The 18,358-nt window shown below is 63.3% G+C and carries 20 protein-coding genes; 10 read left to right on the forward strand and 10 right to left on the reverse strand.

Annotated features, from left to right (window positions below):
- Positions 1 to 20: 20 nt before the first annotated feature.
- Both grpE and hrcA read right to left on the reverse strand, forming a co-directional pair.
- Positions 21 to 644 (reverse strand): nucleotide exchange factor GrpE, encoded by a 624-nt coding sequence (grpE, locus tag JET14_RS13905; RefSeq protein ID WP_200334287.1) that lies wholly within the window; start codon positions 642 to 644, stop codon positions 21 to 23.
- Positions 645 to 747: 103 nt separating this feature from the next.
- Positions 748 to 1,830 (reverse strand): heat-inducible transcriptional repressor HrcA, encoded by a 1,083-nt coding sequence (gene hrcA, locus JET14_RS13910; protein ID WP_200334289.1) that lies wholly within the window; start codon positions 1,828 to 1,830, stop codon positions 748 to 750.
- 160 nt (positions 1,831 to 1,990) lie between these two features.
- Between hrcA and rph the strand changes: the two genes are divergently transcribed.
- From rph to JET14_RS13935, 5 genes are all read left to right on the forward strand, one after another.
- On the forward strand, positions 1,991 to 2,713 hold the full coding sequence (rph, locus tag JET14_RS13915; RefSeq protein WP_200334291.1) for a ribonuclease PH: 723 nt from the start codon (positions 1,991 to 1,993) through the stop codon (positions 2,711 to 2,713).
- Between the two features lie 9 nt (positions 2,714 to 2,722).
- Positions 2,723 to 3,130 (forward strand): VOC family protein, encoded by a 408-nt coding sequence (locus JET14_RS13920; protein ID WP_200334293.1) that lies wholly within the window; start codon positions 2,723 to 2,725, stop codon positions 3,128 to 3,130.
- 100 nt (positions 3,131 to 3,230) lie between these two features.
- Positions 3,231 to 3,875 (forward strand): RdgB/HAM1 family non-canonical purine NTP pyrophosphatase, encoded by a 645-nt coding sequence (rdgB, locus tag JET14_RS13925; protein ID WP_200334294.1) that lies wholly within the window; start codon positions 3,231 to 3,233, stop codon positions 3,873 to 3,875.
- A gap of 17 nt (positions 3,876 to 3,892) precedes the next feature.
- On the forward strand, positions 3,893 to 5,059 hold the full coding sequence (gene hemW / locus JET14_RS13930) for a radical SAM family heme chaperone HemW (RefSeq protein ID WP_200334295.1): 1,167 nt from the start codon (positions 3,893 to 3,895) through the stop codon (positions 5,057 to 5,059).
- Positions 5,060 to 5,163: 104 nt separating this feature from the next.
- On the forward strand, positions 5,164 to 5,511 hold the full coding sequence (locus JET14_RS13935; protein WP_200334296.1) for a hypothetical protein: 348 nt from the start codon (positions 5,164 to 5,166) through the stop codon (positions 5,509 to 5,511).
- A 9-nt stretch (positions 5,512 to 5,520) separates the two neighbouring features.
- On the opposite strand, the gene mnmA is transcribed toward JET14_RS13935, so the two are convergent.
- The 3 genes from mnmA to wrbA form a co-directional block, all read right to left on the reverse strand.
- Positions 5,521 to 6,714, reverse strand: coding sequence for a tRNA 2-thiouridine(34) synthase MnmA (mnmA, locus tag JET14_RS13940; protein ID WP_200334297.1), 1,194 nt, complete (start codon positions 6,712 to 6,714; stop codon positions 5,521 to 5,523).
- A 95-nt stretch (positions 6,715 to 6,809) separates the two neighbouring features.
- Positions 6,810 to 7,676 (reverse strand): N-acetylmuramoyl-L-alanine amidase, encoded by an 867-nt coding sequence (locus JET14_RS13945; RefSeq protein WP_200334298.1) that lies wholly within the window; start codon positions 7,674 to 7,676, stop codon positions 6,810 to 6,812.
- 141 nt (positions 7,677 to 7,817) lie between these two features.
- Positions 7,818 to 8,417 (reverse strand): NAD(P)H:quinone oxidoreductase, encoded by a 600-nt coding sequence (wrbA, locus tag JET14_RS13950; protein ID WP_200334300.1) that lies wholly within the window; start codon positions 8,415 to 8,417, stop codon positions 7,818 to 7,820.
- A 205-nt stretch (positions 8,418 to 8,622) separates the two neighbouring features.
- On the opposite strand from wrbA, the gene JET14_RS13955 reads away from it, so the two are divergent.
- The 3 genes from JET14_RS13955 (at position 8,623) to gpt (ending at position 11,063) form a co-directional block, all read left to right on the forward strand.
- Positions 8,623 to 9,366, forward strand: a complete 744-nt coding sequence (locus JET14_RS13955) for a competence/damage-inducible protein A (protein ID WP_200334302.1) — start codon at positions 8,623 to 8,625, stop codon at positions 9,364 to 9,366.
- Between the two features lie 142 nt (positions 9,367 to 9,508).
- The gene (locus tag JET14_RS13960) at positions 9,509 to 10,351 is read left to right on the forward strand and encodes a universal stress protein (protein WP_200334304.1); all 843 of its coding nucleotides are present in this window, start codon (positions 9,509 to 9,511) and stop codon (positions 10,349 to 10,351) included.
- A 214-nt stretch (positions 10,352 to 10,565) separates the two neighbouring features.
- Positions 10,566 to 11,063, forward strand: coding sequence for a xanthine phosphoribosyltransferase (gpt, locus tag JET14_RS13965; protein WP_200334306.1), 498 nt, complete (start codon positions 10,566 to 10,568; stop codon positions 11,061 to 11,063).
- Positions 11,064 to 11,199: 136 nt separating this feature from the next.
- On the opposite strand, the gene JET14_RS13970 is transcribed toward gpt, so the two are convergent.
- The 3 genes from JET14_RS13970 to JET14_RS13980 form a co-directional block, all read right to left on the reverse strand.
- Positions 11,200 to 11,406, reverse strand: a complete 207-nt coding sequence (locus JET14_RS13970; protein ID WP_200334308.1) for a hypothetical protein — start codon at positions 11,404 to 11,406, stop codon at positions 11,200 to 11,202.
- A 75-nt stretch (positions 11,407 to 11,481) separates the two neighbouring features.
- Entirely contained in the window at positions 11,482 to 12,795 is a 1,314-nt protein-coding gene (locus tag JET14_RS13975) for a replication-associated recombination protein A (protein ID WP_138750145.1), read from the reverse strand.
- Positions 12,792 to 14,267: a Do family serine endopeptidase gene (locus JET14_RS13980; protein ID WP_246750319.1), complete on the reverse strand. Its 1,476-nt coding sequence runs from the start codon at positions 14,265 to 14,267 to the stop codon at positions 12,792 to 12,794. The genes JET14_RS13975 and JET14_RS13980 overlap by 4 nt, the downstream gene beginning before the upstream one ends.
- 163 nt (positions 14,268 to 14,430) lie before the next feature.
- Between JET14_RS13980 and JET14_RS13985 the strand changes: the two genes are divergently transcribed.
- Positions 14,431 to 14,814 carry a lysozyme inhibitor LprI family protein gene (locus tag JET14_RS13985; RefSeq protein ID WP_024708256.1) on the forward strand — a complete coding sequence of 128 codons (384 nt, stop codon included), beginning with the start codon at positions 14,431 to 14,433 and terminating at the stop codon, positions 14,812 to 14,814.
- A 127-nt stretch (positions 14,815 to 14,941) separates the two neighbouring features.
- Here the strand turns inward: JET14_RS13985 and JET14_RS13990 are convergent, their stop codons facing one another.
- Entirely contained in the window at positions 14,942 to 15,730 is a 789-nt protein-coding gene (locus JET14_RS13990; protein ID WP_200334310.1) for an alpha/beta fold hydrolase, read from the reverse strand.
- An 83-nt stretch (positions 15,731 to 15,813) separates the two neighbouring features.
- Between JET14_RS13990 and JET14_RS13995 the strand changes: the two genes are divergently transcribed.
- Positions 15,814 to 16,170 carry a MerR family transcriptional regulator gene (locus JET14_RS13995; RefSeq protein WP_200334312.1) on the forward strand — a complete coding sequence of 119 codons (357 nt, stop codon included), beginning with the start codon at positions 15,814 to 15,816 and terminating at the stop codon, positions 16,168 to 16,170.
- Positions 16,171 to 16,324: 154 nt separating this feature from the next.
- Here JET14_RS13995 and ilvD read toward each other — a convergent pair whose 3' ends face one another.
- Positions 16,325 to 18,160, reverse strand: coding sequence for a dihydroxy-acid dehydratase (ilvD, locus tag JET14_RS14000; protein WP_200334313.1), 1,836 nt, complete (start codon positions 18,158 to 18,160; stop codon positions 16,325 to 16,327).
- Between the last annotated feature and the right edge of the window lie 198 nt (positions 18,161 to 18,358).

Below are 18,358 nucleotides of genomic sequence, written 5' to 3' on the forward strand. Positions count from 1 at the left end.
GTTTATCCGCCAAACCGCGCCTATTCCGGCTTGTCTTCTGCCGGCTGCTGCTGCGCGGCTTCCGCCTTCGGCCCGCCCTTGGAAACGCCGACCATGGCCGGACGGAGAACCCGGTCGCCGATCATGTAGCCGGTCTGGACCACCTGAACCACCGTGTTGGCGGGAATTTCCGGGTTCGGCACCTCGAACATCGCCTGGTGGAAATGCGGATCGAATCTCTGCCCTTCCGCCTCGATCGTCTTCACGCCATGGCGCTCCAGCGCCGACAGCATGGAGCGTTCGGTCATCTCCACGCCCTCGATGAAGCCCTTGATCTCCTCGGTCCGCTTGTCCTCGGGAATGGAATCGAGCGCCCGGCGCAGATTGTCGGACACGCCGAGCATGTCGCGCGCAAACGCCGTGACCGAATAGGCCTTGGCGTCCTTCACGTCGCGCGCCGTGCGCCGGCGCAGGTTTTCCATTTCGGCTGCAAGCCGCAGCAACTGGTCGCGCTGCTTCTCGTTTTCCTCACGCAGGAGATCGATCGGATCGGGTTCGGCAACTTCGCCATCCGCGGGCTCCCCGGCAGGCGCATCCGCCTCAAGGTCGACCACCGTCTCGTTGATTTCCTCGTCAGTGCCGTTCTTCTTGGTCTCGTCGGTCATGACGTCTCCGCACGTTGCAGTTTGTTCTTGAATCTCTCGGGCCACGATATCGAGCTTCACTCCCGAAAAATCAAGGCCCTCCCCCGGTATTCGCGCGCAGCCTTCAGCGAGAGCGCGACATGCGCGACAACAGATGGGCCGTATAGTCGACCATCGGCACGACCCGGGCATAGTTGAGCCGCGTCGGCCCGATAACGCCGACCGCGCCGACGACCTGGTTGTCGCTGTCGCGATAGGGCGCGACGACGAGCGAGGAGCCCGACAGCGAAAACAGCTTGTTTTCCGAGCCTATGAAGATGCGCACGCCCGAACCGCTTTCGGCCAGGCTGATCAGCTCGATCAGGCTTTCCTTCTTCTCAAGGTCGTCGAACAGCATCCTCAGGCGATCGATATCGGCGGCATCGGCGACGCCTTCGAGCAGATTGGCCCGGCCGCGCACGATCAGCTGCCCGGGCCTGCCGTCTTCCGTGCTGCCCGACCAGACGGCGAGCCCGCGCCCGACGAGATCCTGCGAGAGCTGGTCAAGCTCGTGGCGAACCTCGTCCTTCAGCCGCGCGAGAACCGCCCTCAGTTCCGGCAGGGTCTGGCCGTTGAGATGCGCGTTGAGGAAATTGGCCGCCGCCGTCAGTTGCGAGGAGGTCGTGCCGGCCGGCAGGTCGATGATCCGGTTCTCCACCTCGTTATGCTCGCCGACGAGCACCGCAAGCGCCTTTGTCGGTTCCAGCCGGATGAATTCGACATGCTTGAGCACGGCGTTGCTCTTGGACGTCATCACCAGCCCCGCCCCGCGCGACATGCCGGAAAGCATCTGGCTTGCCTCGTTCAGAAGCCCGTCGACCGGCTGGCCGCGATCGACGCCCTGCATATGACGCTCGATCTCGGAACGCTCGCTTTCAGCAAGGTCGCCGACCTGCATATAGGCATCGACGAAGAATCGCAGTCCGCTCTCCGTCGGCAGGCGGCCGGCGGACACATGCGGCGCGTAGATCAGGCCAAGCTCTTCCAGATCGCTCATCACATTGCGCACCGAAGCCGGCGAAAGCGACATGGGCAGAAGCCGCGACAGGTTGCGCGAGCCGAGCGGTTCGCCGCTTTCCAGATAGCTCTCGACGATCGCGCGGAACACCTCGCGCGAGCGATCGTCCAGTGTCATTGCCGAATTGTCTGCGCGTCGATCTGCTGTCATGCTTCCAGTGGCCGGATGGTTCGTCTGCTTCGCCCATTAATATAGTGTCGGCGCCGCGCTTCGCAATTCGTCTTTGCAGCGGCGCGGCCCGCCGTTTTTCTTTGCAAAAGCCGCCTCTTCCTTCTAGAACCGCCGCAACGAAAACCGGAAGGACCACACCATGCGGCCATCAGGCAGACAACTCAACCAGATGCGCAATGTTTCCTTCGAGCGTGGCTTTTCCAAGCACGCGGAAGGCTCCTGCTTCGTCAAGTTCGGGGATACGCATGTGCTGTGCACCGCCTCCCTCGAAGAGCGCGTGCCGCCGTGGCTGCGCAATGCCGGCAAGGGCTGGGTGACCGCCGAATACGGCATGCTGCCGCGCGCGACCGGCGATCGCATGCGCCGCGAGGCCTCCGCCGGCAAGCAGGGCGGCCGCACGCTGGAAATCCAGCGCCTGATCGGCCGCTCTCTGCGCGCCGTCGTCGATCTCGAAGCCCTCGGCGAACGCCAGATCAGCGTCGACTGCGACGTCATTCAGGCAGACGGCGGCACCCGCACCGCCTCGATCACCGGCGCCTGGATCGCCCTCCATGACTGCCTGAAATGGATGGAGGCCCGCAGCATGGTCAAGACCGACAAGGTGCTGAAGGACCATGTCGCGGCGATTTCCTGCGGCATCTTTGCCGATCAGCCCGTCATCGACCTCGACTATCTGGAGGATTCCTCCGCCGAAACCGACGCCAATTTCGTCATGACCGGCGCCGGCGGCATCGTCGAGATCCAGGGCACCGCCGAGGGCAAGCCCTTCTCGCAGGACGAGTTCCTGACGCTGATGGACCTTGCCCGCAACGGCATCACCGAACTGGTGGACCTTCAGAAGAAGACCATCGCCAGCGCTTGAGGAGCAGCCATGCCGATCGCCGCCGTTCTTGAGACAGCGCTCTATGCCGCGGACCTCGACGCCGCCGAAGCCTTTTACGGAGGCGTTCTCGGGCTTGAGAAGATCGCCCGCGTCGACAATCGCCATATCTTCTTCCGCTGCGGACAGGGCGTGCTGCTGGTTTTCAACCCGGACGAGACGGAAAAACCGGCAAGTCCGGGTGCGCTGCCCGTGCCGACCCATGGCGCGCGCGGCCCCGGCCACGTCTGCTTCCGGCTTGAAGAGGACGATTTCGACGCAATGCTTGCCCGGCTCGCGGCGAAGGGCGTGGACATCGAAAGCGATTTCCTCTGGCCGAACGGCGCCCGCTCGATCTATTTCCGCGACCCCGCCGGCAACAGCTTGGAATGCGCCGAGGCAAAGCTCTGGGGGTTGTGATGGCAATCGCCGCTTCGCTCCAAAAAAGCTCCCCCTTGAGGGAGATTGTTTGGCGGCAATGCGACACACCCGAACATTATTTCGTTCACCAGGAACTGACATGCGCAAACTCGAAACCAAGACCATCGTCGTTGCCAGCCACAATGCCGGAAAGATCGCCGAGATCGCCGAACTGATCGGCCCGCTCGGCTTTTCGGCCAAGTCGGCGGCCGAACTCTCCTTCGATGTGCCGGACGAAACCGGCACGACCTTCGAGGAGAACGCCGCGATCAAGGCGTTGGCCTCTGCGCAAAAGTCCGGCCTGCCGGCGCTCGCAGACGACAGCGGCATCGCCGTCGACGCGCTTGACGGCGCGCCCGGCGTCTACACCGCCGACTGGGCAGAGACCGAGGATGGCAGCCGCGATTTCATGATGGCGATGGAAAAGGTGGAAAAGGCGCTTGCCGAAAAAGGCGCTACGACGCCGGAGGCCCGCACCGCCCGCTTCGTCTGCGTGCTTTGCCTCGCCTGGCCCGACGGCCACACCGAGACCTTCCGCGGCGAAGTGGAAGGCAATCTCGTCTGGCCGCCGCGCGGCGACAAGGGCCATGGCTATGATCCGGTGTTCCAGCCCAAGGGCCACGACAGGACGTTCGGCGAGATGGAGCCTTCTGAAAAAGCCGAAGGCGGCCCGGCCGATGGCGGCGCGCTCTCCCACCGCGCCCGCGCCTTCAAGCTCTTCACCGAAACGGGACTTGCGCCCTGACAAACGATCCGGCGGCGATGGCAGGCATAAACGGCGATGACGGCGAACCGGGTTTCGGCGTCTACCTGCACTGGCCGTTCTGCGCGGCCAAATGCCCCTATTGCGACTTCAACAGCCATGTCCGCCATCAGCCGGTAGACCAACAACGTTTCGTCGCCGGCTTCCTAAGAGAAATCGCCCATATGCGGGCGCTCTCGGGCCCGCGCGCCGTCTCCAGCATCTTCATCGGCGGCGGCACGCCCTCGCTGATGGAACCGCAAACGCTGGGCGCGATCCTTGAGGGCGTCGCCGCGGCCTGGCATGCGCCGGACGGGATCGAGGTGACGCTGGAGGCCAACCCCTCGAGCGTCGAGGCCGAACGCTTTCGCGGATACCGCGCCGCCGGCGTCAACCGCGTCTCCATGGGCGTGCAGGCATTGAACGACCGCGAACTGCGCTTTCTCGGACGCCTGCACAATGTCGAGCAGGCGCTTGGCGCGATCCGGCTGGCGCGCGAAATCTTTCCGCGCATGTCCTTCGACCTGATCTATGCCCGTCCGGGGCAGACGGCGGAAGACTGGGAGCGTGAACTCAACCAGGCGATCGATCTTGCCGCCGACCACCTGTCGCTCTACCAGCTGACCATCGAGGAAGGCACGCGCTTTTTCGACCTCCATAACCGGGGCAAGCTCATCGTGCCCGACGAGGACCAGGCCGCCCATCTCTACGAGGTGACGCAGGCCGTGACGGCGGCCCGCGGGCTTCCGGCCTATGAGGTTTCCAACCATGCCCGCCCCGGCGCCGAAAGCCGCCACAATCTCACCTATTGGCGCTATGGCGATTATGCCGGGATCGGCCCCGGCGCGCACGGGCGTTTGGGGTCCGCTTCGGGCAAGATCGCGACGGCAACGGAAAAGCACCCCGAAACCTGGCTGCAGGCGGCCGAGACCAATGGCCATGGCATGATCGAGCAGACAGTGCTCTCTCGGGAAGAACAGGCCGACGAGCTTCTGCTGATGGGGCTTCGGGTGAAGGAGGGCGTCGACCTCGCGCGGTGGTCCTCGCTTTCCGGCAAGCCGATGGATGCCGAGCGCGAGGATTTTCTTCTGAAACTCGGCCTGATCGAGCGCGTCGGCAATGCCCGCCTGCGCGCGACGCCGGAAGGCATGCTGCTTTTGAACCGCGTCGTCGCGGAACTGTCCTGACGCCGGGGTTGCAAGCTGCTATAACCACACCCGGAACCGGCCGGCCCGGCCGCGCGTTCATCATCACGAACCGCAAGAGCATCGCAGCGAAGAAAGACCGTCAAATGGCAAGTTCAGGCTACACCCACCGCATGATTCGCGACCGGCTGAGCGCGGCCATCTGCATCATTTTCGGCATCTATATGGGCTATCTCGCCCATTCCGACGGCGTCGCGCTGACGCCGTCGCTGTTTTACGGGCTGGTCGCCTTCGTGCTGCTCGCCATGTTACTGATGATCCTCAGAAACTTCATCTATGCCCTGATCATCGCCGGACTGATCGTCTGGCTCGCGGCCTATCTCGGCTTCGGCTGGGCCGACCAGTTGATCGCCTATATCGAACAACTGTTGCGGCTCGGCTACCAGGAATCGCTGAAACTGTTCATGTCCGCCGAGGCGCCGATCGCCACGTGACGGGCAGCGTCAGGCCGCAAGCCCGTCCATCAGGCTCTTCAGCGCTGCCTCGGCCTCCGCCGAACGCTCCGAACGGTCGATGAAGCCGCCGCCGAAGACGCGGGCGTCATTGCCCGGCGCGTCGTAAAGCACGCAGGCCTGGCCGCTGGCGATCCCCGCCTCGCCTTCCAGAAGATCGACATAGACGCCGTTCTCGTCGGCATGCAGCCTGACGGGGAGCGGCGGACGCGTGGAGCGCACCTTGGCGAAACAGGAAAACCCGTCCGCCGCCGCCTCTTCAAGCGGCCCGTCGCCCAGCCAGTTGACATCACGCAGATAGATGCGACGCGTTTCCAGCGCCTCGCGCGGGCCGACGATGACGCGGCGCGAGCGGGCATCGAGATAGACCACGTAGAGCGGCTCGCCGGTGGCAACGCCCAGCCCCTTGCGCTGGCCGATCGTGTAGCGCACGATCCCTTCATGACGGCCGAGCACGCGGCCGTCGAGATGGACGATCTCGCCGGATAGCTCGGCATTGGGTTTCAGCTTGGCGATCACGTCGGAATATTTGCCCTGGGGCACGAAACAGATGTCCTGGCTGTCCGGCTTGTCGGCGACGATCAGGCCCATTTCCTCGGCCAGCCGCCGCGTATCCGCCTTCGGCAGGCCGCCCAGCGGAAACCGCAGGAAATCGATCTGCTCCTGCGTGGTCGCAAACAGGAAATAGCTCTGGTCGCGCTCGGCATCCACCGGACGGTAGAGCGCGCGGCGCATCGGGTTTTCCGGCGTCGGGTTCGGTTTGGAGCGGATGTAATGGCCGGTCGCCAGCGCATCGGCGCCGAGTTCCCTGGCCGTCGACAGGAGATCGGCGAACTTGACCGTCTGGTTGCAGGCAACGCAGGGGATCGGCGTCTCGCCGGCGATGTAGCTTTCGGCGAAGGGGTTGATCACCGTCTCGCGGAACCGCGCCTCGTAGTCGAGCACATAATGGGGAATGCCCAGCCGTTCGCAGACGCGGCGGGCATCGTCGATGTCCTGCCCGGCGCAGCAGGAACCGGCGCGGTGCACGGCCGCGCCGTGATCGTAGAGCTGAAGGGTGATGCCGAGGACATCGTAGCCCTCGCGCTTCAAGAGCCCGGCCACGACCGAGCTGTCGACGCCGCCGGACATGGCGACAACAACGCGCGTCTCCTCCGGCTTCTTGTCAAAACCAAGTGAATTCATGATCCGCCAGTCCAGTTCAAGGTTGGATGTCAAACCGTTTATGTTGGCGGTGATATAGAGGCCCTGCCGGCTGGACGCAAGCAGAGCCTTGATGCTCAGGCGGCAAACTCCGGCGCGATATAGGCCGCATGCACCCAGCCGGTGACGACGCCCTCCCGGCCATCGGGATTTTCCGGCGCGACAAAGGCCCAGTCGCCCTGCCGCTGCATGACCTTCACCCGCGTGCCTTTCAGCAGCGTTCCGGGCGGCGAGACCCGCTCGAACGACGCGCCCGGGCCGCCGCGCAGGTTGAGCCGCCCCGCCGTCACCACGACCGCGGGCTCGCGGTCGTCCGCCTCGCCGAGAAGAGTCCGAAAACGCTCCATCGGAAAGGCGGGGCCGGGATCGGTCTTCCAGCCGCGCGTATCGATTTCCTCATGGCTGACGATTGCCCGGATCGGATACTGACAGACAAGCGCCTGAACGACGTCGATCCCGGTCGCAATCTGCGCCTCCGGGTAGAGCGGCCAGGCAAAGGCGCCGGACCCGACGCGGGCATGCGGCGCTAGGTGATAGCCGCCCGCCTTTTTCAGCGCTCGCTCGGAAAAGCGCTTGCCATAGGCATCGGTGAAATCGCCAAGCCCGTTCGGCTTCAGCCAGCCGGGATTGACGAATTCGATGCCGACGGAATGGGCGTTCAGCCCTTCAAGCGTGCCGTAGCGCGAGGGCCCGGCATGCCAAGCGGTGCGGTTGAAGGGCGCGATCTGCCAGGCCGTGCCGTCACGGTCGATCACCACATGGGCGCTCGAGCCGCGATTGGAGGCGCCTGCCGCCGCCCCCATCAACCAGTCGCGGCTCGCCGCCCCGTTCCAGCCGGTGGTGTAGTGCAGCACGATGATGACCGGCGGGGTCGTCCGCCGAGCGCCGAGATTGGAAGATTGACCGTACCAGATGCCCGGAATTCTGTGATTTTCGATCCGCATCGCGCGGCTCCTTCCTGCTTTTTTGAAACTGCAGGAATCCTAAGCGTCGCGGCCGATCCGGGAGGCGGCGGGGAAAACAGGGGACAAAAAACGCGCGGGTCCAAAGACCCGCGCGCTTTCAAAATTTCAGCGAAAAACGGCTCAGGCCGCGAGCTTGGCGGCGACCTTGGCGACGTGACCGCCCTGGAAGCGGGCAGCCTCGAGCTCGACGGCCGACGGCATGCGCGAGCCGTCGCCATCAGTGATCGTCGAAGCGCCGTAGGGCGAACCGCCCTTGATCTCGTCAACGCCCATCTGGCCGGCAAAGGCGTAGGGCAGGCCGACAACGACCATGCCCTGGTGAAGCAGGGTCGGGATGAAGCCGAGAATGGTCGATTCCTGGCCGCCGTGCTGGGTCGCCGAGGAGGTGAAGACCGATCCGACCTTGCCGACGAGCTTGCCGGTTGCCCAGAGCGCGCCGGTCTGGTCGACGAAGTTGCGCATCTGCGAGGCCATGGTGCCGAAGCGGGTGCCGGCGCCGAAGATGATGGCGTCATACTGGTCGAGCTCGTTCGGATCGGCGATCGGCGCGTCCTGGTCGAGCTTGAAATGCGACGCCTTGGCCACGTCTTCCGGCACCAGTTCGGGAACGCGCTTGATGGTTACCTCGGCGCCTTCGGCGGCGGCGCCTTCGGCAACGGCCTTGGCCATGGCTTCGATATGGCCGTAGGCCGAGTAATAGAGAACGAGAACTTTAGCCATTTGAAAACTCCAGTTGGACGGATTTGAAATCTGTACCCCGCAGATAGGCCTTCGGGCGCAGCGAAGTCCAGAGGTCGCGGCATAGACGCAGTGTTCACCCAATAGCGGCAGAGGCGCTTTGCTGCCGCGGCGGGCTTGAAGAAACGCAACCGAAGGTCCAAAACGTGACGACAAGCCTGCTTCAACCGAACACGGACCAACCACAATGAGCGAAGACGACAATCCGACCGCGGCGATGCTCGCCATCGGCGACGAACTCCTGTCCGGCCGCACCAAGGACAGGAATATCGGCCATCTGGCCGAGGCGATGACGCTCATCGGCATCGGCCTGAAGGAAGTGCGGATCGTCGCCGACGACGAGGCCGCGATCGTCGAGGCGGTCAATGCGCTGAGGGAGCGCTACACCTATGTCTTCACCTCCGGCGGCATCGGCGGCACGCATGACGACATCACCGCCGATTCGGTTTCCGCCGCCTTCGGCCTGCCCTGCATCCACAATGACGAGGCGATGAGCCGGCTTGCCGCCCATTACGAGCGGCGCGGCATAGACTTCAACGCATCGCGCCAGCGCATGGCGCGCATGCCGGAAGGGGCAACGCTGATCGACAATCCGGTCTCCACCGCGCCCGGTTTCGTCGTCGGCAATGTCCATGTGATGGCCGGCGTGCCCAGCATCTTCGAGGCGATGCTCGACAATGTCATGCCGACGCTCAAGGGCGGCGCGCCGCTCGTCACCAAGACCGTGGAATGCCCTTTCGGCGAGGGCGACATCGCGGCGCGGCTCGGGGAAATCCAGAAAGCGCATCCGAAAACCTCGATCGGCTCCTATCCCCGCTTTTCGTCGGAAGGGTTTCGCACCCAGCTCGTCGTCCGGGCAAGGGCGGAGGCCGATGCGGAGGCGGCGGCCGCGGATATCCGCGCCATGCTCGAGGCGATGGAAGCCGGTTGATTCCCGTATCGCCTTACCCGAAAGGCGCGTTTCCGGCCTTCGCATTTTCTGGCATTAGGCATAGACTGTCGAAGCAGCAACGGCCGGCGCGTGAGCCGGCATGTCATACGGGTGGGAGCCAAGCCCGAGAGGAGTGTTTCAGATGACCTACAAGACCATACTCGCCGTCATGGAATCACCGACGCAAGCCGGCGGCTTCCTCGATTACGCCGTTGAAATCGTTCGCTCCTTCGACGCGCACGTGATCGGCCTCCATGCCGAGACCGTGAACCCGACGCCGATCATCGCGCCAATGGAAATCCCCGACCCGATCTCGATCCAGTCGCTGCAGGACATGGCCGAAAAGCGCAGCGCCGAGCTGGGCGAGATTTTCCGCAAGCGCGCGGAACGCGAGGGCCTCTCCCACGAGTGGCGCAAGATCGTCTCCGCCTCCGGCTTTGCCGGATCCTCGGTCATCGACAGCGCCCGCTCCTGCGATCTGATCATCGCCCCGCAGGTCAGCCCCGACGCGCCCGGAGACGCCCGCGCTGATTTCGAGAGCTTCCTGTTCGAAAGCGGCCGGCCCGTGCTGCTCGTGCCGCATGTCGACAAGGTGGCAAAACCCTTCAACCGCGTGATGGTCGCCTGGAACGGTTCGCGCGAGGCCGCGCGCGCCACATTCGATGCCCTGCCCTTCCTGAAAAAGGCCGGCGAGGTCGAGATCTTCTCGGTCAACCCGCATGACAGCAAGGATCAGGAAAGCGGTCTCACCGGCGCGGAAATCGCCGCGACGCTCGCCCGCCACGGCGTCAATGTGACGGCCACCAGCGCCCATGCCGACAAGGCGAAAGCGGCAACCATCATCGAGAACCGCCTGTCCGACAATTCCGTCGATCTGCTGGTGATGGGCGCCTATACGCATTCCAGGCTTTGGGAACTGCTGTTCGGCGGCGTCACCCGCACGCTGCTGGAATCGATGACGGCGGCGACGCTGATGTCCCGCTGATCCCAGGATCATCGATCTTTCCGGCGGCAGAAAGACCGCATGTCTTGCCTTTTGGCGATGAATGCGGCTAATAGCGATGCCCAACGGCAGGCCGTCGCCTGCCCCGGGCATCGCACAAGCGTTTTCATGTTCCCGGGGCCGGCCGGATGCCACTGGGCCGGACGGAGTTGTCGGCCGTCAAACCCTTTGCGTCACCCCTGTCCCGGAGCCTTTCATGTCCCTTCCCGAAAAAGCATTTCCCGTTTCCTGGGATCAGTTCCACCGCGATGCCCGCGCGCTAGCCTGGCGCCTGTCCGGCCTCGACCAGACCTTTCACGCGATCGTCTGCGTCACGCGCGGCGGCCTCGTGCCGGCGGCGGTGATTTCGCGCGAGCTGGAAATCCGGCTGATCGAGACGGTCTGCATCGCCAGCTATCACGACTATACGAGCCAGGGCGAGACGAAGCTTCTGAAGGGCATTTCCGAGGAACTGACGAAGACCGGCGGCGAAGGCGTGCTGATCGTCGACGACCTGACGGATACCGGCAACACGGCGCGGGAAGTGCGCGACATGCTGCCGAAGGCGCATTTCGCCTGCGTCTATGCCAAGCCCCAGGGCGTGCCGACCGTCGACACCTTCGTCACCGAGGTCAGCCAGGACACCTGGATCTACTTCCCCTGGGACATGGGCTTCACCTATCAGGAGCCGATCAAGAAGGGCCCGGCGCAGTAAGCCGAGCCGTTTCAGTTTAGCGCATCGGCTAGAGCGTCCTTTGTGCGTCTGAATGGATGCACGACGCTCTAAAGAAACAACAAACGCCCGACCAGCTTCCCTTCTGGTCGGGCGTTTGCGTCGCGCGGCAGGGGGGTTACCGCTTGCGGAGACGGGCGCGGGCTGCTGGCGCGAGATAGTGGGTCAGCACGGGTCCCGCGACCCAGGCGATCAGCAGCATCGCGGGCAGCAGGAAGATGCGTGCGTCATAGAGCGGCGGCACGGCGAGGATCACCGCAACAACCGCAGCGCAGCCGATGGCGATAACAATGTAAGCAAGAACGCGGGCAGGCAGGTTATCCATTGCAGTTCTCCCTTCGTGTTGCTGAATAAACGCCGCATGAAGAGAAGAGTTCCCGCGGGAGCCGCCGAAAAGTGTTCAGCCGCCGTTCCGCTCGCGCCTGAGCTTCTCCCACCATTGAAGGCGCTTGTTGATCTCGCGCTCAAAACCGCGTTCGGGCGGCTGGTAGAATTTCTGCCGGCCCATTTCGGTGGGAAAATAGTCCTGGCCGGAAAAGGCATCCGGCTCGTCGTGGTCGTAGCGATAGCCGTCGCCGTAGCCTTCGGATTTCATCAGCTTGGTCGGCGCGTTGAGGATGTGCTTCGGCGGCAGCAGCGAGCCGTGTTCCTTGGCCGCGCGCATCGCCGCCTTGAAGGCGGTATAGACGCCGTTCGATTTCGGCGCGGTGGCGAGATAGACGCACGCCTCCGCCAGCGCCAGTTCGCCTTCCGGGGAGCCGAGATAATCATAAGCATCCTTGGCGGCGTTGGCGATGACAAGCGCCTGCGGATCGGCAAGGCCGATATCTTCGGACGCCATGCGCACCAGCCTCCGGCCGAGAAACAGCGGATCCTCGCCCGCATCGAACATGCGGGCGAGATAATAAAGAGCCGCATCCGGATCCGATCCGCGCACGGATTTGTGCAGGGCGGAGATCAGGTTGTAATGCCCGTCCTGGCCCTTGTCATAGATCGGCGCGCGGCGCTGGACGATGTTCATCAGGCTTTGCGGGTCGAGCCGCTCGTCGGCGCGGGCGGAACGCCAGACTTCCTCGGCGAGCGTCAGGATCGCGCGGCCATCGCCATCGGCCATCATCACCAGCGTCTCGCGCGCGGCATCATCGAGCGGCAGCGCCCTGCCCTCGGCCTCTTCGGCGCGACGCATCAGCTCAGCGAGGCTTTCGGCATCATGGGAACGGAAGGTCAAGACGCGGGCGCGCGACAAAAGAGCCGCATTGAGCTCGAAGGACGGGTTCTCCGTGGTCGCACCGACGAGGATGATGGTGCCATCTTCCATAACCGGCAGGAAACTGTCCTGCTGGGCGCGGTTGAAGCGATGGATCTCGTCGACGAAGAGCAGCGTTTGCCGCCCGTTCATGCGCCGAGCGCGGGCTGATTCGAAGACCTTCTTCAGGTCCGCCACGCCGGAAAAGATCGCCGAGATCTGCTCGAAGGCGAGATCGGCCTCGCCGGACAGGAGCCGCGCAACCGTGGTCTTGCCCGTGCCCGGCGGCCCCCAGAAGATCATCGAGCCGAGCGAGCCTGAAGCGATCATGCGCGTCAGCGCGCCGTCCGGCCCGGTCAGATGCGGCTGGCCGGTCACCTCGCCAAGCGTCTTCGGCCTCAGCCGGTCGGCGAGCGGGCGCTTGTTTTCGATGTCCTCGGGGACGTGCGGGGCAAAAAGATCGTTCATCTGAATATCTGGTTTATCATCCTGCCGCCGCGATTGATGGAAAGACGCCAGTAACCGGGCTTCTCGTCCGCCATATTCTCAAGCGTCTCGGTGTTGTCGATCTGCGCGTCATTGACGGCAACGATCACGTCGCCCCTGGCAAAGCCGATCCGCTGGGCCGTGGAGCCCTGTTCGATATCGCTCACCACCACTCCATCATCGATCCCCGAAAGGCGCAACTCCTCGGCCACGCGCGGCGAGACGTTTTCCACCGTAAGCCCTGAAAAGGGCGATGAACCATCGATCACGCGGGTATCGCGCGGCGGGTCTTCCGGGGCCAGATCAAGCGGCAGGGCGACGTGGGTCACCTGCCCGTCCCGTTCGACCGTCAGGTCCGCGGTGTTGCCGATGCCGGCAACGGTCAGCCGGTAGAGCAGCGCATCGGGATGTTCGACCGGAATGTCGTTGACGGCGATGATGACGGAGCCGGTTTCAAGGCCGGCCTTCTCCGCCGGACTGCCCGGACGGGTGGCGGAAATGATCGCGCCGCGCGCCGCCTTCAGCCCCAGCGCCTCGGCGATATCGGAGGTGACCGGACCGAAGGTCGCGCCGACATAGGGCCGCTGGAAGCGCGTCTCGCCGTCTTCGGCCGCCTTCAGGAACACCTTCACCATGTTGGCGGGAATGGCGAAGCCGACGCCGTTGGAACCGCCGCCGGAGGAGAAGATCGCCGTGTTGATGCCGATCAGCTCGCCGTTCATGTTCAAGAGCGCGCCGCCGGAATTGCCGGGATTGATCGCCGCGTCCGTCTGCAGGAAGAAGCCGAATTCGCCGTCATTGACGGCATTGCGCGCGCGGCCGGAGATGATGCCGCTGGTCACCGTCTGGCCGACGGCGAAGGGGTTGCCGATGGCAAGCGAGATATCACCGACCTCGACATTGTCCGAATTGCCGATCGGCACGGTGGGAAAATCCTCGTCCGCCTCGATCTTCAGCACCGCAAGATCGTAGCGGTCGTCCTTCAGCAGCACCGTACAGGGAAATTCTCGACCATCGGCAAGGGCGACGCGCACGTCATCGGCCCCTGCGATCACATGATTGTTGGTGATCACCATGCCGTCGCCGGTGACGATCACGCCGGAGCCGAGCGAGGTCTGCCGCTCGGAGCGGCCCGGCATCTGTTCGCCGAAGAAGCGGCCGAAGAACGGGTCAGAGAAGAGCGGCGACATGCGGCGCTGGACCATGCGCTCGGCATAGACGTTGACGACGGCGGGCGCGGTTTCCTTCACCAGCGGCGCGTAGGAGAGCATCACGTCAGCCTGTGCCGCGGGCACCTGCCGCTCCTGTGCGAACACCTGATTGCCGGACAATGCCAGCGCAATCGAAAGCGCGCCGGCCACGGCGAAACGCCTTGACCTGACCCGCGCCCGCTGCGGCGCGGCGCGAACGCCGGTATCTGAAATCAGCGGCTCGTTCATCACATCCATTGGCATTCAGAATTCCTTCATGTGTCACGACATAGCCTTCCCGGCGCTATAGAGATGTTACGCCGGGCGGAGAATCAAGGCTAGAAAGCCTCTTTGGCCAAAGCATGATTTCGCCGTAATTGCTGCCGCATTTTCAAACCGGCAGGAAACCAGTGATGAGGAGATCAGAATGAACCGTAAGTCCTATCTCGCTTTCGGCGGCCTGCCCGCCGCCATGGCTCTTGCCCTGACGCTTTCGCTTTCCGCCCCCTTCGGCGGCAACGAGGCACGGGCCGCCAGCTTCGATTGCTCGGCCTCCGGCCTCAACGCCAACGAGAAAACCATCTGCGACAACCGTCAGCTCAATGATGACGACGTGAAGATGGCGACCATGTACACCATGCTGAAGGGCCTCTTCGCCATGGGCGTCTCCGGCAACATGGCCGACGACCAGAAGGCCTGGCTGAAAACCCGCGAAGCCTGCGGAACCGACGTCTCCTGCATCGAAAAGGCCTATGAGGTGCGCATCGGCCAGTTGCAGAAGCTCTATGACGGGATCGACAAGCCGCTTTGACGGCGGACATTGCGTTTGCACTCCAAAAGGTGGGGCACGTTAAATAGATATTGCGCCCCACCGAGCGCCTTCGAGAACGGTGAATTGTTATAAATGGCGCTGTGGATACACCTCATATCACAGCCGATCACGGCCCGGCCAGAAAACGCGAAATCAAGTCCGATACCAGATCCGGCCTTTCCATTGGCACGAGATGACCGGAAGGGAGCTCCGCGTAGGCTGAGTCCTGGAGCGCGGCCGCAAGCTTACGAGAATGGGAAGGCGCGACCATGTGATCATAGGTGTTGCCGATCACCAGGGTTCGCGCTTCGATTTTCTCGATGGTGTCGCTGACATCAAGTGATAGGTCGAGCGCAACTTGCCGCGCCATGCCCTGCCAGTCCTGTGTGTCGACAATATCCCCTGCGGCCTGAGAGACCCCATCGATGCCCCATGAAGACAATGCGTCAGGGCTGAAGCCCGTCAGCAAGATCAGTCGCGCCATCGCTTTACGATCCGTCTCAATAAGGTCACGCCAGAGTTCGAACTGTAGTTTCAAACGCGAATCCGTTTGAAGGAAGCCAGCAATCAGCACCAGATCACTCACGCGATCTGGATGATCGGCGGCTATACGGGCTGCTATCGCCGCACCAAGCGAGAACCCTACCACAGCAAAGCTTGCGATACCCGCATCATCGACAGCAGCCAGAACCTGGTCGGAAAGAAATTCCACGGTCAAGGCGCGCCCGTCGTCTTTGGTTTGTCCTGAGCCTGAATAATCAGGACGCAAAACCTGATAGTTCTTTGAAAGCGCTGGGGCGATTTCGCCCCAGTTGCCTTCGCTGTCGCCGCCGGTGCCATGGACCAGCACCACGGTCCTGCCCACTCCGTCCAGACGGTACGCAACGCGGCCGCCTCTAAAGGTTGTAAAATGCATCATGCAACTCCTTTGTTTAGCTGAGTTGCATATCGGGATAAACCCTGACAGCATTGTCAGGGTCAATCCCTTAGGAGGAAGCAATGCAAATTGGCGAGCTATCCACACGGACCGGCGTTTCCGTTCGAATGTTGCGCTACTATGAGCAGCAAGATCTGCTCTCTCCTGCCCGTCGAGCATCGGGCTATCGCGACTACAGTGCCGAAGATGAGCGCATCGTCAAAGCCGTCCGCACCCTGAGTGAAGCGGGGTTGAAACTGGAATTCATCCGTCGCTTCCTGCCATGTCTGAGAAGCAAAGGCCCACTCCTGCATCCCTGCCCGGACCTTATGGCAGCAATGGAACAGGAGATGAAGGCGCTTGAGGATCAGATTGCCAGATACCGCAAAAGCCGCGACATGCTTGGCGGCTACTATGAAGAGATGCGCACACACGCCTGATTGCCCGTGCAGGGCATATCCACTTTCCTTCCAATGCAGGCGCATCCAATTATACGAATACAAAACCCAACGCGCGGCCCCACATGTATCGGCGAAGAAAAAGGCGCGGCCCTCAGGGACCGCGCCTTCTGCATTCTTAAAACCAATCCCGCAGCTATTCCGGCAGGATCCGCACTGCGCCCTTGTCGGCGCTGGCGGCGAAGGCGGCGTAGGCCTTGAGCGCTGTCGTCACCTTGCGGCGGCGCGGTTGTTCCGGCTTCCAGCCCTTTTCATCCTGCGCGCTGCGGCGGGCTTCGAGCTCCGACGGCGAGATGCGCAGGTTGATGGTGCGGCCGGGAATGTCGATGTCGATCATGTCGCCGTCGCGCACGAGGCCGATGGCGCCGCCATTGGCCGCTTCCGGCGAGGCGTGGCCGATGGACAGGCCGGACGTGCCGCCGGAAAAGCGGCCATCGGTGATCAGCGCGCAATCCTTGCCGAGGCCCTTCGACTTCAGATAGCTGGTCGGGTAGAGCATTTCCTGCATGCCCGGCCCGCCCTTCGGGCCCTCATAACGGATGACGACGACATCGCCGGCCTTCACCTCGTTGGAGAGGATGCCCTTCACCGCCGCGTCCTGGCTTTCGAAAACGACGGCGGGACCGGAGAACTTCAGGATGCTCTCGTCAACGCCGGCCGTCTTCACGATGCAGCCATTGAGCGCGATATTGCCCTTCAGGACGGCCAGCCCGCCATCCTTGGAGAAGGGATGCTCGGCATTGCGGATCGCGCCCGACACGCGGTCGAGATCGAGCTCGGCCCAGCGGCGGTTCTGCGAGAACGCTTCCTGCGACGGCACGCCGCCGGGGGCCGCCATGTAGAAATTGCGCACGCTCTCCGAATTGGTGCGGACGATATCCCACTGGTCGATCGCATCGCCGATGGTGGCGGAATGAACGGTCGGGCTTTCGCGCTTGATCAGACCCGCCCGATCAAGTTCGCCGAGGATCGCCATGATGCCGCCGGCGCGGTGAACGTCTTCCATGTGGACGTCGTTCTTCGCCGGCGCGACCTTGCACAGGCACGGCACATAGCGCGACAGCCGGTCGATATCGTCCATGGTGAAGTCGAGTTCCGCCTCGTGGGCAGCCGCCAGAATGTGCAGCACCGTATTGGTCGAGCCGCCCATGGCGATGTCGAGCGCCATGGCGTTCTCAAACGCGGCCTTGCCGGCGACATTGCGCGGCAGGACATTCTCATCCTCCTGCTCATAGTAACGGCGCGTGATATCGACGATCTGGTGGCCGGCCTCGACGAAGAGACGGCGGCGATCGGCATGGGTTGCGAGCGTCGAGCCATTGCCCGGCAGCGACAGGCCAAGCGCTTCCGTCAGACAGTTCATCGAATTGGCGGTGAACATGCCGGAGCAGGAACCGCAGGTCGGGCAGGCCGAGCGCTCGATCGTCTGAACGTCGTCATCGGAAATCCGGTCATCGGCGGCGGCGACCATGGCATCGATCAGATCGAGCGCCTTCTCCTTGCCGTTCAGCACCACCTTGCCGGCCTCCATCGGGCCGCCGGAGACGAAGATCGTCGGGATGTTGAGGCGCAGAGAGGCCATCAGCATGCCGGGGGTGATCTTGTCGCAATTGGAGATGCAGACCATGGCATCGGCGCAATGCGCGTTGACCATGTATTCGACGCTGTCGGCGATGATCTCGCGCGACGGCAGCGAATAGAGCATGCCGTCATGGCCCATGGCGATGCCGTCATCGACGGCGATGGTGTTGAATTCCTTGGCAACGCCGCCGGCCGCCTCGATCTCGCGGGCGACAAGCTGGCCGAGGTCCTTCAGGTGCACATGGCCCGGCACGAACTGCGTGAACGAGTTGACGACGGCGATGATCGGCTTGCCGAAATCGCCTTCCTTCATGCCGGTCGCGCGCCAGAGACCGCGCGCGCCGGCCATGTTGCGTCCATGGGTCGTCGTTCTGGAACGATAGGCTGGCATGGGTCTTCCTTTCCAAAAATTTCGGGCGTCGGTACGGGAGCTCCTCTTCTCCGTACAGCCCTTTTCGGGCGAAAATCCGCCGTGTTGAGTGTGTCGTAACGCAATTCACGAGGCCTGTCACTATCGCTTGGGGCGAAAATGGTACTCTCCGGTACGGTTGTGTGCGACCTGACAATCTGCTTTCAACGGCCCATATTT

Source organism: Martelella lutilitoris (assembly GCF_016598595.1).
GTDB lineage: Bacteria > Pseudomonadota > Alphaproteobacteria > Rhizobiales > Rhizobiaceae > Martelella > Martelella lutilitoris_A.

Coding starts and splice junctions, on each gene's coding strand:
- grpE (WP_200334287.1), bottom strand. CDS start 644: ATGACCGACGAGACCAAGAAGAACGGCACTGACGAGGAAATCAACGAG.
- hrcA (WP_200334289.1), bottom strand. CDS start 1,830: ATGACAGCAGATCGACGCGCAGACAATTCGGCAATGACACTGGACGAT.
- rph (WP_200334291.1), top strand. CDS start 1,991: ATGCGGCCATCAGGCAGACAACTCAACCAGATGCGCAATGTTTCCTTC.
- JET14_RS13920 (WP_200334293.1), top strand. CDS start 2,723: ATGCCGATCGCCGCCGTTCTTGAGACAGCGCTCTATGCCGCGGACCTC.
- rdgB (WP_200334294.1), top strand. CDS start 3,231: ATGCGCAAACTCGAAACCAAGACCATCGTCGTTGCCAGCCACAATGCC.
- hemW (WP_200334295.1), top strand. CDS start 3,893: ATGGCAGGCATAAACGGCGATGACGGCGAACCGGGTTTCGGCGTCTAC.
- JET14_RS13935 (WP_200334296.1), top strand. CDS start 5,164: ATGGCAAGTTCAGGCTACACCCACCGCATGATTCGCGACCGGCTGAGC.
- mnmA (WP_200334297.1), bottom strand. CDS start 6,714: ATGAATTCACTTGGTTTTGACAAGAAGCCGGAGGAGACGCGCGTTGTT.
- JET14_RS13945 (WP_200334298.1), bottom strand. CDS start 7,676: ATGCGGATCGAAAATCACAGAATTCCGGGCATCTGGTACGGTCAATCT.
- wrbA (WP_200334300.1), bottom strand. CDS start 8,417: ATGGCTAAAGTTCTCGTTCTCTATTACTCGGCCTACGGCCATATCGAA.
- JET14_RS13955 (WP_200334302.1), top strand. CDS start 8,623: ATGAGCGAAGACGACAATCCGACCGCGGCGATGCTCGCCATCGGCGAC.
- JET14_RS13960 (WP_200334304.1), top strand. CDS start 9,509: ATGACCTACAAGACCATACTCGCCGTCATGGAATCACCGACGCAAGCC.
- gpt (WP_200334306.1), top strand. CDS start 10,566: ATGTCCCTTCCCGAAAAAGCATTTCCCGTTTCCTGGGATCAGTTCCAC.
- JET14_RS13970 (WP_200334308.1), bottom strand. CDS start 11,406: ATGGATAACCTGCCTGCCCGCGTTCTTGCTTACATTGTTATCGCCATC.
- JET14_RS13975 (WP_138750145.1), bottom strand. CDS start 12,795: ATGAACGATCTTTTTGCCCCGCACGTCCCCGAGGACATCGAAAACAAG.
- JET14_RS13980 (WP_246750319.1), bottom strand. CDS start 14,267: ATGCCAATGGATGTGATGAACGAGCCGCTGATTTCAGATACCGGCGTT.
- JET14_RS13985 (WP_024708256.1), top strand. CDS start 14,431: ATGAACCGTAAGTCCTATCTCGCTTTCGGCGGCCTGCCCGCCGCCATG.
- JET14_RS13990 (WP_200334310.1), bottom strand. CDS start 15,730: ATGCATTTTACAACCTTTAGAGGCGGCCGCGTTGCGTACCGTCTGGAC.
- JET14_RS13995 (WP_200334312.1), top strand. CDS start 15,814: ATGCAAATTGGCGAGCTATCCACACGGACCGGCGTTTCCGTTCGAATG.
- ilvD (WP_200334313.1), bottom strand. CDS start 18,160: ATGCCAGCCTATCGTTCCAGAACGACGACCCATGGACGCAACATGGCC.